Origin of the sequence: Kitasatospora sp. NPDC058115 (assembly GCF_042884635.1) — a bacterium.
In the GTDB taxonomy this organism is placed as follows: Bacteria; Actinomycetota; Actinomycetes; order Streptomycetales; family Streptomycetaceae; genus Kitasatospora.
In genome coordinates this window covers 1-12,374 of sequence record NZ_JBHVTL010000007.1, presented here as the reverse complement: position 1 = coordinate 12,374, position 12,374 = coordinate 1, and the positions used below count along the sequence as shown (strand labels likewise).

The window sequence follows — 12,374 nt, the reverse complement described above, 5'->3', positions numbered from 1 at the left end:
CGCGGGCCCTACTTCCCGCCCTCGTCGAGCGTGTGCTTGACGAGGGCGTTCGCGTGCCCGTGGCCGAGCCCGTGCTCCTCCTTGAGCCAGGCGACCAGCTCCATGTGCCGGGTCAGCGGCGAGGAGCGGATCAGCTCCTTCCAGTGCGCGATCGGCTGCCCGTACGTCTTCTCGATCGACGGGAAGTAGCTGGCGGGGCCCTTGGCGGCGGGGGTGGTCATGGCGGGGTTCTCCTTCGTTCGTCGCTCCATAGGACCGGACCCGGAACGGAAACTCATCGGCGCCGCGGTGTGATCCGGGTCACGCCGCGGGGGCCCCGGCCGGGGGCGCGGATCGGCCAGTCCGCGCGGTCCGCCGGCCTGCGCGGATGCGGTCGGACCTCGCGCGCCGGGGTGTGCGGGGGTGGCCGGAAATCATATGTCATATGACCTGTGACATTGTTCTGATCTCCGGCCGGTGACAGGATCCACGCCACATCTCCTTCCTCCAGCCCGACCCCACGTCGGACTGCCCCCACTCACGAAGGATTCGGCGTGCTCCTGCGCACCAGACTCTCCATGCTCGCGGCAGGCGTCGTCGCCTGTTGCGCCACGGCCACCGCCGTGCTGCCGACCCAGGCCGCCTTCGCGGCACCCCCCGCCGCCACCGCCGCCCCGGCCCCGACCGGGGGCGGCCCGGTCGGCCTGACGGCCCCGGCCGTGACGACGGGGTCCGAGGACCTCGCCGAGCCCGCCGCCCCGCTGCCCCCGGCGCTGATCGGCGCGACCCGCCCGGCCGACCCGGCCGAGGCGAGCGCCCCCGTCCTGTCCAAGTCCCTCGCCGTGCAGAGCTGCACCGCGGCCGACTTCGCGGCCCGCACCGGGGCCGACCTGGTCGCGTTCATCAGGAGCTCGACCCCGGACTGCATCAAGTCGCTGTACAGCGAGGGCAAGGCCGACCCGAGCATCTTCCAGCAGTCCCGGATGCTGTCCGTCGCGGCCGCCCTCAAGGACCTGGCAGCCGGCTACACCGGCGACAACTCGACCGGCGTCGCGCAGCTGGTGAAGTACCTGCAAGTGGGCTACTACATCCAGTTCTACTACCCGGCCGCGGCCGGCCCGTACACCCCCGCGCTCACCGCCGCCGTCTCGTCCGCCCTGGACACCCTCTTCGCGGGCACCCGCTGGCGTGACGTCACCGAGGACAACGGCCGCATTCTCAAGGAGGTGGTGTGGCTCACCGACAGCGCCAACCTCCAGGCCCGCTACGCGGGCGTCTACAAGCGGATCCTGGACGAGTACGACAACTCCTACAACGCCTTCCCGCAGATGATCAGCGCGGTCAACTCCGTGCTGTTCTACCCGCTCTGGGCGGGCTACCGGAACGCGGACTTCGTCCGGGCGCTCGCGGCCGATCCGGGCCTCGTCAACTCGCTCGCGAACTTCGCGATCAACCACCGGGACCTGCTCACCGGGCCCCACGCCGTCCTCGACACCAACGCGGGCAACGACCTGGCCCGGTTCGCCGGAACCAGCCCCGCCGCCGAGGCCCTGGCCAAGCCGCTGGTCAAGAAGGTGCTGGACTCCGCGCCGCTCCTCACGCCGCACGCACCGCTGTACGTGTACACGGCCGTCCAGGCCAACTACTACAACGGCGGCCAGTGCTCGTACTACGGCACCTGCGACCTGCCCGCCAAGCTCACCTCGGTGGTCCTGCCGAACCAGCTGGTCTGCGACAACCGCATCCTCCAGGCGCAGGCCCTGTCGGCCGCCGAACTGGCCACCGTCTGCGCGAGCCTGCGCAGCCAGGACGCGCTCTTCCACAGCACGGTCAAGGACAACGGGGCCATCCCGAACCAGTACGCCAAGAACGTCACCTTCGGGATCTTCGCCAACAAGACCGACTACACCACCTACTCGTGGGCGATCTTCGGCAACGACACCGACAACGGCGGCCAGACCGTCATGGACGCGACCGACCCGAACAGCCGGGCCGTGACCGTGATGTACCAGAAGGCCTGGAACGTCAACGACCCCGCGCGGGTGTGGAACCTCAACCACGAGTACACCCACTACCTCGACAGCATCTACAACCTCAAGGGCAACTACACCACCCAGTCGTCCGTCCCGAACAAGTGGTGGGTCGAGGGCCTCGCCGAGTACGTCTCGTACCTCCACCGCGGCGCCACCGACGTCGACGCGATGGCCCAGGCCGCCAAGCACACCTACAAGCTCAGCACCCTCTTCCAGAACACCTACGCCAACTCGGACTCGACCCGCACCTACCCGTGGGGCTACCTGGCCGTCCGGTACATGCTGGAGAAGCACCCGGCCGACGTCCGGGCCATGCTGGAGCGCTTCCGCGTCGGCGACTACCCCGGCGGCTACGCGGTCTACAACGGCCTCGGCACCTCCTACGACGCCGACTTCGACGCCTGGCTCACCGCCTGCGCCGCCGGCGCCTGCTACGCGGCCGGGCCGACCGCCCTGTTCGACACCTCGGTGAACGGCGCCACCGTCACCGCGAACGAGCGGGCCGTGCAGACCGGCCCCGGCCGGATCACCGCCTGGCACTGGACCTTCGGCGACGGCACCGCCTCGGACGAGCGCAACCCGAGCCACACCTACGCGGCGGCCGGCTCGTACACCGTCGCCCTGACCGCCACCGACGACACCGGCCGGTCCGCCACCACCGCCGCCACGGTCACCGTCACCACCGGCGGCCCGGTCACCCTGCCGGCCTGCACCGAACCCCGCAACGACGCGATGGGCCGCAACTGCTCGCGCACCGGCCGCGCCGCGACCGCCGGCAACTCCGATTACCTGTACGTCTACCTGCCGGCCGGCACCACCACCCTGAAGGTCACCACCTCCGGCGGCACCGGCACCGCGCACCTGTACTACAACGCCGACACCTGGGCCTCGCCGAACGCCTTCACCGCCTCCTCCACCGGCACCGGCACCACCCAGTCCCTCACCGTCACCAACCCGGCAGCCGGCTACCGCTACCTCAGCCTGTACGCCGCCACCGACTTCAGCGGCGTCACGGTCAGCACCGAGTTCTGACCCGCCCCGCCCCCGCGCGACCGACGCCCGGCCGGACCCTCCGGCCGGGCGTTCCGCGCGGCCGGACCGGTCGTGGGGGCCGTCCGGCGGCGGGCGGTCACTAGCATCGGCGCATGACCGAGCAGCACAGTGACTGGAAGGCCGACCGCGTCGGCAGTGCCCTGCGCGGGGAGAACCCCACCGTCGTCCGGCGGCTGGCGGCCGGGTTCGCCGTGATCGGGGACGTGCAGTTCCTGCCCGGGTACGCGATCCTGCTGACCGACGAGCCCGGGGTGCAGCGGCTCTCCGACCTGCCCCGCCCCCGCCGGCTCGCCTACCTGGAGGACCTCGACCGCCTCGGCGAGGCCGTCGAACGCGCCTGCCGGGCGGCCGATCCGGCCTTCCGCCGGGTCAACCTGGAGATCCTCGGCAACACCGACCCGATGCTGCACGCCCACGTCTGGCCCCGCTACGACTGGGAACCCGCCGACCTCGTCCGCCTCCCCGTCTGGCTCTACCCCCGCGACCGCTGGACCGACCCGGCCCACGCCCTCGCCCCCGCCCAGGACCCCCTCCGGGCCGCCATCGGCGCGGAGCTGGATGCGCTGGGGTAAAGGCCGGTGGTGCAGACCACTCGATCTCGTGAATCCGCTGACCGGGGGCGGTACGGATGGCCAACTCCCGCTTACGCTGCGGGACATGGACATCGTCATCCCGCTCTTCGAGGACTTCGAGCCGCTCGACGCGATCGGCCCGTACCAGGTGCTCGGCTATCTGCCGGGGGCCACCGTGCGCTTCGTCGCGGCGGGGGAGCGGGGGGCGGTGGCCGACAGCATCGGGGGGATGCGGCTGGACGTGCCCACCCGGTACGCGGACGTCGCGGGGTGCGACGTGCTGCTCGTGCCGGGCGGGCACGGCACCCGGCCGCTGATGGACGACGAGGCCTTCCTCGACTGGCTGCGCCGGACGCACGCGACCACCCGGTTCACCGCCTCCGTGTGCACCGGCGCGCTGCTGCTCGGGGCCGCCGGACTGCTCGACGGCCTCGCCGCCACCACCCACTGGGCGGCGGCCGGCGAACTGGCCGCGTACGGCGCCGCGTACACCCCCGAGCGGGTGGTGCACCGGGGCCGGATCGTCACGGCGGCCGGCATCTCCGCCGGCATCGACATGGCGCTGCGCCTCGCCGCCCTGCTCACCGACGAGACCACCGCCCGGGCGATCCAGCTGCACGCCGAGTACGACCCCAGGCCGCCCTTCGACAGCGGCAGTTGGGCGAAGGCCTCACCGGCCGTACGGGAGCGGATCAAGCAGCTCTAGGGAACACTCCGCGGACCTAGCTAGGGTCTGTCTCTTGGATTTTGTCGGATCAGGCCGCGGCGTCTGGGTGCGTGCATCGCAAGGCGGAGGAGGGAGCCACTGCGGAGCATTGGCGACCGACGACAACGCGGCGAGGTGCGTGCCCAGGCGTCGCGGACCCGGCAAGGATCCAAGAGACAGACCCTAGGCCCCGAGGAAGGCCTCCAGCGCCGAGGCGAGGGCGACCGGGGTCTCGTGCATCGGGTAGTGGCCGGAGGCGGGAAGCTGCTCCACCGTGGCGTTGGGGTAGTGGACGAGGAAGGTGCCGCGCATCGCCTCGGCGGTCAGCAGCAGGTCGTGCTCGCCCACGAACACCCGCACCGGCACCGGGTTCCCGGCGATCCGGTCCACCAGGTCGGCGGTGGTCCAGTCCCGCACGTACCCGCCGAAGGCCTCGGGGGTGGAGAGCTCCAGCGAGCGGTCGACCATCCCGTCGAGCCAGACCCGCCCGGCCCGTCGCCCGGTCACCCGGTCCAGGATCTCGTACCGCTTCGCCCGGTCCTCGGCCGCGCCGTAGAACAGCGCCTCGCCGTCCGCGTCCATCGGGTACGGCCCCGCCGGGACCGGCGCCAGCCCGGCCAGCCGGCGCACCCGCTCCGGCGCCCGGGCGAGCACCTGCTGGACGGCCTTGCCGCCCATCGAGTGCCCGACCAGGGAGAACTCCGCCCAGCCGAGCTGGTCGGCCAGCGCGAGCGCGTCGTCCGCGATCTCGGCCAGGGTGTAGGCGCCGGGGACGTCCTTGCGGTCGCCGTAGCCCCGGTAGTCGAGGAAGGCGTAGGTGAAGGCGGAGCCGTCCAGGTAGTCCGGGAACGGGCCCCAGCCCGCGCTGGTGCCGAACCAGTCGTGCAGCACCAGGACCTTGTGGGAGCCGGTGCCGATCAAGCGGTGAGGGATCGTCATGCGGGGCTTCCTGCCCGGTGACGGTGATCGTCGAACCCCGGGCCCGGCGCTCCGCCGGCGTCCGGGCCGGGCTGGAAACCCATCGGGCCGAAAACCCGTCGACAGCGCGGCCCCGGCGCGCTGGACTGGGGACATGACGTCCCGGACCCCGGTGATCGACACCGCGCTGGTGCGGCGGCTGCTCGTGGAGCAGTTCCCGCAGTGGGCCGAGCTGCCCCTGCGGCGCGTGCAGCCGGGGGGCTCGGACCACGTGATCCACCGGCTCGGGGACGAACTGGCCGTCCGGCTGCCGCGCGGGGCGTGGGCGGCCGGGCAGGCGCGGAAGGAGATGCGCCTGCTGCCCCGGCTCGCGCCGCACCTGCCGCTGGCGGTGCCGGCGCCGCTGGCCGTCGGCGAGCCCGCGCACGGCTACCCGTGGCACTGGTCGGTCGCCCGCTGGCTGTCCGGCGGGACACCCGCCGGCCCCGCCGGACTCACCGACCTGCCCGCCGACGCGGTCCGCCTCGCCGGGTTCCTGGCCGCGCTCCGGGAGCTTCCGACGCTCCCGGGCCTCGCTCCGGGGGCGCACAACGACCACCTGGGCGCCCCGCTGGCCGGTCGTGACGCCGGAACCCGGGCGCAGATCGCGGCGGCCGGGGGTGCGTTCGACGCCCGCGCGCTCACCGCGCTCTGGGACGCCGCGGTGCGCGCCCCCGTCCACCGCGGTCCACCGGTCTGGTTCCACGGCGACCTGCACACCGGGAACCTGCTCGCCGTCGACGGACGGCTCACCGCCGTCATCGACTTCGGCGGTCTCGGCGTCGGCGACCCGGCCTGCGACCTGGTCCTCGCCTGGACCCTGCTGGACGCCCCCGCCCGGGCCGCCTTCCGCGCGGCCCTCGGCGTCGACGACGCCGCCTGGCTGCGCGGCCGCGGCTGGGCCCTCACCACCGGCCTCAACGCGTACACCCACTACGCCGCCACCCACCCCCGGATCGCCCGCGCGACCCGCCACCAGATCGAGGCGGCGCTCTGCGAGCCGTACCGTCCCCCCGAGGAGCCCCGATGATCGGCCGGTTGGAGTGCATCGTCCTGGACTGCCCGGAACCCGCCGTGCCGGCCCGGTTCTACGCGGGGCTGCTCGGCGGCGAGGTGGACCGGCCGGACCCGCGCTGGTCGCTGCACGCCGACTGGTCCACCCTGCACACCCCGTCCGGCCCGGTGCTCTGCTTCCACGGCGTCGCCGACCACCGCCCGCCCCGCTGGGGCGACCCGGCGAGCCCCCAGCAGGTCCACCTCGACGTCCACGTCCCCGACCTGGCCGCCGCCGAGCCCGCCGTCCTCGCCCTCGGCGCCACCCTCCTCCACGACGCCGGCCGCTGGCGCATCTACGCCGACCCGGCCGGCCACCCCGTCTGCCTCCTCCCGGCCCGCCACTGAGCCGCCACGGCGACGGGAGGCGGCCGCCTCCCCGCATCTCAGGAGATCCGGCGGACCCGGCGGACGGTGGGGGTGACGGTCAAGCAGTGAAGGAACGCGTGGAATTGACGCGGTGTGAGGGGGCGGTTCAGGCCAGTGTCAGGGTGTCGCCGACCGCGAGCCGGCCCGGGGCGGCGACCTCGGCGAGCGCGTCCAGGCGGGAGTCGTGGTACGCCGCGAGGGCCTTGAGGATCTCCGGGGCGTGCGGCAGCCCGGGCTGGGCGGCGGTGGTCATCACGCAGCGCTCGCTGGAGCGGACGAAGGCGAGCCGGGCGGCGGAGCGTGCGGAGCCGTGCGCCTCGCGCCCGAACCAGGCGTCCTCGGTGAACGGCGGGGTGCCCGGCGGGGTGCGCAGCAGGACGTTCGGGCGGAACCGGCGGACGTCCACCACGGCGGACGGCGCGGCCTCGGCGACCCAGTCCAGGGTGGCGGTGGTGAGCACGCTGACCGGGAGCTGGTCGAAGTGCGAGACGGCGTCCTCGCGGGCCAGCTCGACGTCGTCGCGCTGCAGGTAGGCGCGCAGGAACGCGGTCGGGTCGAGGACCGGCCGGCCGAGCGGGTCGAACAGCTCGGGGCCGTCGAGCCGGTGGCCGAGCCGGGCGGAGAGGCGCAGCAGGCCGTCCATCCGCCGGAACCGGCGGCTGTTCTTGCCGGAGCCGAGCTTGCCGTTGCCGTCGCGCACGGCGTAGAGGCGGTCGCCCGCGAGCCCGCGGTCGTCCACCTCGACGGAGTCGAGCCGCTCGCCGCCGGTGGACTTCACGGGGTAGCGCCAGAGCTGCTCGATGACTCCGATGATCTCTGCCATGGCCGGACAGCGTACCGCCGTGCGCCAATGTTGGTCTAGACCAAGTGCCGGGCTCCGGCCAGGTGTTCCCGCCCGGCCGCGGTGCGGCCGCTCACCCCAGCCGGGCGACCGCCCGCACCGGGGCCCCGTCCGCCGCCACCAGCCGCAGCGGGAAGAGCGAGACCTCGACCGGCCGGCCGGCCTCCTGCGCCGCCAGCAGCGGCCGCAGATCGGTCAGGTTCTCCGCGATCACCCCGCCGCCCGGCGCCCCGAGCAGCACCCGGTGCGCCGCCAGCGTCGGCTCCTCGGCGGCCGGCTGGTCGTGCTCGTCGGTGAGGTCGGCGAGCAGGGCGGCGACCGCCGGGTCGCCCGGGCCGGGGTCGGGCGTCGGGTCGACGCTGAGCGCGTCCACCCCGACCGTGCGCACCCCGGCGGCGACGATCGCCTCGGCGGCCCGCGCGGTCAGGCTCGGGTGGGCGAGGTAGGCGTCGGTGCCCCAGTGCCGGGCCCAGCCGGTGGCGAGCAGCAGGACGGTGCCCTCGCCGGCCCGCTCCAGCGCGGGGGCGAGCAGCTCGGCGGTGATCGCGGCGCGCGGCTCCAGCCCGCGCAGGTCGGCGACGACGGCCGGCCCGGTGAACCGCTCCAGCGGCAGGCCGTCCAGCGTCGGCCAGGTGACGTCGACGTGGTACGGCGCGTCCACGTGGGTGCCGGACTGCGAGCCGAGGTGCAGGGCGAGCACGTTCACCCCGGCGGTGGCGGTGGTGAGGGCGGGCTCCAGGAGGACGGCCGGATCGCCGGGGTAGACCGGCATCGCGGTGGTCACCTGGTGGGTGAGGTCGACGAGGGTCGTGGCCATGCCGCCATCCTCGCAGGGCGGGCCGGGGCGGAGTGAGGGGCGGAGTGGGGATAGAAAGTAACCACTATGGAAAAGCCTGAGCAGCCAGTCCGCCGTCCCTGGGTCGTGGGGGTCTCCGGCGCGTCCGGCACCCCGTACGCCGCCGCGGTGATCCGCGCCCTCCTCGCCGCGGGCGAGTCGGTCGACCTGGTGGTCAGCCGGGCCGCCCGGCTGACCATCCTCGACGAGACCGGCATCGCCTTCCGGGACGCGCACTGGCGCGCCGACCTGGCCGCCTGGCTGGGCACCGGCGGGGAGGAGCTGGAGGACGTCCGGTACTGGCCGGCGGGCGACTTCGCGGCGGGCCCGTCCAGCGGCTCGTACCCCGCGAAGGGGATGCTGGTGGTGCCCGCCACCACCGGCGCGGTGGCCGGGATCGCGCTCGGCCTCAGCAAGGACCTGCTCCAGCGGACGGCCAGCGTCACCCTCAAGGAGCGGCGTCCGCTGGTCGTGTGCGTCCGCGAGACACCACTCAACGGGGTGACGTTGAAGCACTTGGTGGAACTGGACGCGCAGGGCGCCGTCGTGCTCCCCGCCTCGCCCGGTTTCTACGCCGGCGGCTCCACCGTCGGCGAGCTGGTCGGTTTCGTCGCCGGACGGGTGCTGGACGCCGTCGGCGTGCCGCACACGCTGTACCGCCGCTGGGAGGGCGAGTTGGGTGCGGCGGCGCGCGCGACCGGACGCCCGGCCTGAGGGGGAGTGAGATCCCGCAGGACGGGAGAGTATGTTCTCTGCGATATCCGGGTTGGTCCGCGTACGGCGCCTTTGAATCCGGATAATGATCTGTGGGTCTGGCGAGGTTCGGAAGGACGCGACGGTATATGGACACGGTGGACAGACAGCTCATCCAGGCGCTGCGGGAGAACGGCCGCGCCTCCTACGCCGAGCTGGGCCGGCTGGTCGGCCTCTCCGGCCCGAGCGTCACGGACCGCATCAACCGCCTGGAGCAGGCCGGGGTCATCACCGGCTACCGGGCGACGGTCAACCCGGCCTCGCTCGGTTTCGGGGTCACGGCCCTGATCGGCCTCCAGCTGACCGACGCGGCGGACCACGAGGACGTCGCGTTCCGGCTGAAGGACCTCGGCGAGGTCGAGGACTGCTGGTTCATCGCCGGTGACGACTCGTACATGCTCAAGGTCCGGGTGCCGGACGTCGAGGGCCTGGAGTCGGTGGTGAAGCGGATCTCGGGCACGAAGGGCGTGGCCCGCACCCGGACGACCGTCGTACTCTCCACGAAGTGGGAGAGCCGGGTCAGCGAGCTGCCGCTCGGCGACGCCGAGTAGCACCCGGACGCACGACGGAAGCACGGGGGAAGTGACGGTCATGGCACTGGTCGGCCTGGAGGAACTGCACGCGGCCCGGGAGCGGATCGCGGGCGTCGCGGTGCGCACCCCGCTGGTCCCCGCCCCCTGGGCGGCGGACGGCGGGCGCCGGCTCTGGCTCAAGCCGGAGAACCTCCAGCCGACCGGGGCGTTCAAGACCCGCGGGGCGTACAACCGGCTCGCCGCGCTGAGCGGGGAGGAGCGCGCCCGGGGCGTGGTCGCCCAGTCCAGCGGCAACCACGCGCAGGCGGTGGCGTACGCCGCGCAGCTGCTCGGCATCAAGGCCGTGATCGTGATGCCGGACACCTCTCCGGCGGTCAAGGTCGAGGCCACCCGGTCGTTCGGCGCCGAGGTGCTGCTGGTCACGCCGGAGGAGCGGGACACCGTGCCCGGCGAGCTGGCCGAGCGGCACGGCTACGTCTGGGTGCCGCCGTACGACGACCCGTTCATCATCGCGGGCCAGGGCACGGTCGGCCTGGAGATCGCCGAGGACGCCCCGGCGGAGCTGGACACGGTGCTCGTCCCGGTCAGCGGCGGCGGGCTGATCGGCGGCACGGCGGCCGCGCTCAAGCTGACCCGCCCGGGCATCCGGGTGGTCGGCGTCGAACCGGAGCTGGCGGCCGACGCGCAGGCCAGCCTGCGGGCCGGGCGGCGGATCGGCTGGCCGGTCGCCGACACCTACCGGACGATCGCCGACGGCCTGCGCACGCCCTCGGTCGGCGTGCTGCCGTACGAGCACCTCGCCGCCTACGTGGACGACATCGTCACGGTCACCGAGGACGAGATCCGCGCCACGGTGGCGCTGCTGGCCCGGCGCGGGCGGATCGTCGCCGAGCCGTCCGGCGCGGTCGCCCCGGCGGCGTACTTCCACCGGGCCGCCGAGCTCGGCGGGCAGGCCGTCGCGGCCGTGGTGAGCGGCGGCAACATCGAACCGTCGCTGCTGGCGGAACTGCTCGCCGGCTGACCCGCGCGGGGCGGCTGCCCGCGAACCGCCACGGGTGGGGGCGTACGCTCGTTCCGGCAACGATTCGAAGTCGGAGGAGGCGGGGCACCGCATGGACGCAGGGCTCAAGCGCGAGCTGGAGGCGAAGGTCTACGCGGGTGAGCGGCTGACCCGGGAGGACGGGATCGCGCTCTACGAGAGCGACGACCTGGCCTGGCTGGGCGGGCTCGCCCACCACGTGCGGACGCGGAAGAACGGCGACGTCGTCCACTTCAACGTCAACCGCCACCTCAACATGACCAATGTGTGCAACGCGTCCTGCGCGTACTGCTCGTTCCAGCGCAAGCCGGGCGAGAAGGACGCCTACACGATGCGCATCGAGGAGGCCGTCCGCCTCGCCAAGGCGATGGAGGTCGACTCCCTCACCGAGCTGCACATCGTCAACGGGCTGCACCCCACCCTGCCGTGGCGCTACTACCCGCGCTCGCTGCGGGAGCTGAAGGCCGCGCTGCCGAACGTCTCGCTCAAGGCCTTCACCGCCACCGAGATCCACTGGTTCGAGCGGATCAGCGGCCTGCCCGCCGACGAGATCCTCGACGAGCTGATCGACGCCGGTCTGGAGTCGCTGACCGGCGGCGGCGCGGAGATCTTCGACTGGGAGGTCCGCCAGCACATCGTCGACCACGACACCCACTGGGAGGACTGGTCGCGGATCCACCGGCTCGCCCACAGCAAGGGCCTCAAGACGCCGGCCACCATGCTCTACGGCCACATCGAGGAGCCCCGCCACCGGGTGGACCACGTGCTGCGGCTGCGCGAGCTGCAGGACGAGACCGGCGGCTTCCAGGTCTTCATCCCGCTGCGCTACCAGCACGACTTCCACGACTCCAAGGACGGCGTGGTGCGCAACAAGCTGATGGCGCGCACCGAGATGGCCACCGGCGCGGAGGCGCTGAAGACCTTCGCGGTCTCCCGGCTGCTGTTCGACAACGTGCCGCACGTCAAGGTCTTCTGGGTGATGCACGGCGTCACCACCGCCCAGCTGGCGCTCAGCCACGGCGCGGACGACATGGACGGCTCGGTGGTCGAGTACAAGATCACCCATGACGCGGACAACTTCGGCACCCCGAACAAGCTGAGCCGCGAGGACCTGCTCGACCTGATCCGGGACGCCGGTTTCCGCCCGGTGGAGCGCAACACCCGCTACGAGGTCATCCGCGAGTACGAGGGCCCCGACCTGACGCGCCGGGAGGCCCCGCAGGCGATGCGCCTCTGACCACGGCCTCCGGTCGCAGGAGCCGCCGTCCCGGGCCCGATCGGCCGGGGGCGGCGGCTTCTTCACGGGGCCCGCACAGGGCCCCGGCTTTCGCAACCCGGCCTCCGTTTGGCAGGATCGGCCACATGTCCGGTTACCGTCACGCCTCTCCGTACCCGTCGTACGAGCCGGTGTACGAGGCGCCGCAGCAGCCGTACGGCGGCCACCAGGAGTACGACGTCCCGCTGTACGAGGGACCGCACGAGGACCACGGCTTCCAGGACCACGGCCACCAGGGCCACCCGGACCACGCCCACCAGGGCCACGGCTTCCACGGCCACGGCTTCCAGGACCCGGCCGAGCACGACGTCTACGACCGGCCGTTCCAGGAGCACCGGGCCGAGCCGGAGTTCCGGCCCGAGCCGCCCCCGGCGC

Annotated in this window: 13 protein-coding genes and 1 pseudogene; 10 read left to right on the top strand and 4 right to left on the bottom strand. The window is 73.3% G+C overall.

Features of this window, described 5'->3' with window-relative positions:
- Positions 1–8: 8 nt before the first annotated feature.
- On the bottom strand, positions 9–221 hold the full coding sequence (locus ACFVVL_RS09205) for a DUF4287 domain-containing protein (protein WP_380293131.1): 213 nt from the start codon (positions 219–221) through the stop codon (positions 9–11).
- Positions 222–533: 312 nt separating this feature from the next.
- On the opposite strand from ACFVVL_RS09205, the gene ACFVVL_RS09200 reads away from it, so the two are divergent.
- The 3 genes from ACFVVL_RS09200 (at position 534) to ACFVVL_RS09190 (ending at position 4,343) form a co-directional block, all read left to right on the top strand.
- On the top strand, positions 534–3,044 hold the full coding sequence (locus ACFVVL_RS09200) for a collagenase (RefSeq protein WP_387672789.1): 2,511 nt from the start codon (positions 534–536) through the stop codon (positions 3,042–3,044).
- A 113-nt stretch (positions 3,045–3,157) separates the two neighbouring features.
- Positions 3,158–3,637: an HIT family protein gene (locus ACFVVL_RS09195; RefSeq protein ID WP_380293127.1), complete on the top strand. Its 480-nt coding sequence runs from the start codon at positions 3,158–3,160 to the stop codon at positions 3,635–3,637.
- An 85-nt stretch (positions 3,638–3,722) separates the two neighbouring features.
- On the top strand, positions 3,723–4,343 hold the full coding sequence (locus ACFVVL_RS09190) for a DJ-1/PfpI family protein (protein WP_380293125.1): 621 nt from the start codon (positions 3,723–3,725) through the stop codon (positions 4,341–4,343).
- A 183-nt stretch (positions 4,344–4,526) separates the two neighbouring features.
- On the opposite strand, the gene ACFVVL_RS09185 is transcribed toward ACFVVL_RS09190, so the two are convergent.
- Entirely contained in the window at positions 4,527–5,282 is a 756-nt protein-coding gene (locus ACFVVL_RS09185; protein ID WP_387672785.1) for an alpha/beta fold hydrolase, read from the bottom strand.
- A 133-nt stretch (positions 5,283–5,415) separates the two neighbouring features.
- Here ACFVVL_RS09185 and ACFVVL_RS09180 point away from each other — a divergent pair, with 133 nt between their 5' ends.
- Both ACFVVL_RS09180 and ACFVVL_RS09175 read left to right on the top strand, forming a co-directional pair.
- On the top strand, positions 5,416–6,330 hold the full coding sequence (locus ACFVVL_RS09180) for an aminoglycoside phosphotransferase family protein (RefSeq protein WP_387672782.1): 915 nt from the start codon (positions 5,416–5,418) through the stop codon (positions 6,328–6,330).
- Entirely contained in the window at positions 6,327–6,701 is a 375-nt protein-coding gene (locus ACFVVL_RS09175) for a VOC family protein (protein WP_387672779.1), read from the top strand. Before ACFVVL_RS09180 ends, ACFVVL_RS09175 begins: the two co-directional genes overlap by 4 nt.
- Before the next feature lie 127 nt (positions 6,702–6,828).
- Here ACFVVL_RS09175 and ACFVVL_RS09170 read toward each other — a convergent pair whose 3' ends face one another.
- Positions 6,829–7,545: an MOSC domain-containing protein gene (locus ACFVVL_RS09170; protein WP_380293117.1), complete on the bottom strand. Its 717-nt coding sequence runs from the start codon at positions 7,543–7,545 to the stop codon at positions 6,829–6,831.
- Positions 7,546–7,636: 91 nt separating this feature from the next.
- Positions 7,637–8,380, bottom strand: coding sequence for a cyclase family protein (locus tag ACFVVL_RS09165; RefSeq protein WP_387672776.1), 744 nt, complete (start codon positions 8,378–8,380; stop codon positions 7,637–7,639).
- A 66-nt stretch (positions 8,381–8,446) separates the two neighbouring features.
- On the opposite strand from ACFVVL_RS09165, the gene ACFVVL_RS09160 reads away from it, so the two are divergent.
- The 5 genes and pseudogenes from ACFVVL_RS09160 to ACFVVL_RS09140 all read left to right on the top strand — a co-directional run.
- Complete coding sequence (locus tag ACFVVL_RS09160) at positions 8,447–9,112, top strand: UbiX family flavin prenyltransferase (RefSeq protein WP_380293113.1); 666 nt, start codon at positions 8,447–8,449, stop codon at positions 9,110–9,112.
- A 128-nt stretch (positions 9,113–9,240) separates the two neighbouring features.
- Positions 9,241–9,702, top strand: a complete 462-nt coding sequence (locus tag ACFVVL_RS09155) for an Lrp/AsnC family transcriptional regulator (RefSeq protein ID WP_380293111.1) — start codon at positions 9,241–9,243, stop codon at positions 9,700–9,702.
- 40 nt (positions 9,703–9,742) lie between these two features.
- Positions 9,743–10,705 (top strand): threonine/serine dehydratase, encoded by a 963-nt coding sequence (locus ACFVVL_RS09150; RefSeq protein WP_380293109.1) that lies wholly within the window; start codon positions 9,743–9,745, stop codon positions 10,703–10,705.
- Between the two features lie 91 nt (positions 10,706–10,796).
- Positions 10,797–11,960 carry an aminofutalosine synthase MqnE gene (gene mqnE, locus ACFVVL_RS09145; protein WP_380293107.1) on the top strand — a complete coding sequence of 388 codons (1,164 nt, stop codon included), beginning with the start codon at positions 10,797–10,799 and terminating at the stop codon, positions 11,958–11,960.
- 125 nt (positions 11,961–12,085) lie between these two features.
- Positions 12,086–12,374 (top strand): annotated as a pseudogene (locus ACFVVL_RS09140) (hypothetical protein); the annotation flags it as partial.

Coding starts and splice junctions, on each gene's coding strand:
- ACFVVL_RS09150 (WP_380293109.1), top strand. CDS start 9,743: ATGGCACTGGTCGGCCTGGAGGAACTGCACGCGGCCCGGGAGCGGATC.
- ACFVVL_RS09165 (WP_387672776.1), bottom strand. CDS start 8,380: ATGGCCACGACCCTCGTCGACCTCACCCACCAGGTGACCACCGCGATG.
- ACFVVL_RS09180 (WP_387672782.1), top strand. CDS start 5,416: ATGACGTCCCGGACCCCGGTGATCGACACCGCGCTGGTGCGGCGGCTG.
- ACFVVL_RS09205 (WP_380293131.1), bottom strand. CDS start 221: ATGACCACCCCCGCCGCCAAGGGCCCCGCCAGCTACTTCCCGTCGATC.
- ACFVVL_RS09185 (WP_387672785.1), bottom strand. CDS start 5,282: ATGACGATCCCTCACCGCTTGATCGGCACCGGCTCCCACAAGGTCCTG.
- ACFVVL_RS09175 (WP_387672779.1), top strand. CDS start 6,327: ATGATCGGCCGGTTGGAGTGCATCGTCCTGGACTGCCCGGAACCCGCC.
- ACFVVL_RS09170 (WP_380293117.1), bottom strand. CDS start 7,545: ATGGCAGAGATCATCGGAGTCATCGAGCAGCTCTGGCGCTACCCCGTG.
- ACFVVL_RS09195 (WP_380293127.1), top strand. CDS start 3,158: ATGACCGAGCAGCACAGTGACTGGAAGGCCGACCGCGTCGGCAGTGCC.
- ACFVVL_RS09155 (WP_380293111.1), top strand. CDS start 9,241: ATGGACACGGTGGACAGACAGCTCATCCAGGCGCTGCGGGAGAACGGC.
- ACFVVL_RS09160 (WP_380293113.1), top strand. CDS start 8,447: ATGGAAAAGCCTGAGCAGCCAGTCCGCCGTCCCTGGGTCGTGGGGGTC.
- mqnE (WP_380293107.1), top strand. CDS start 10,797: ATGGACGCAGGGCTCAAGCGCGAGCTGGAGGCGAAGGTCTACGCGGGT.
- ACFVVL_RS09190 (WP_380293125.1), top strand. CDS start 3,723: ATGGACATCGTCATCCCGCTCTTCGAGGACTTCGAGCCGCTCGACGCG.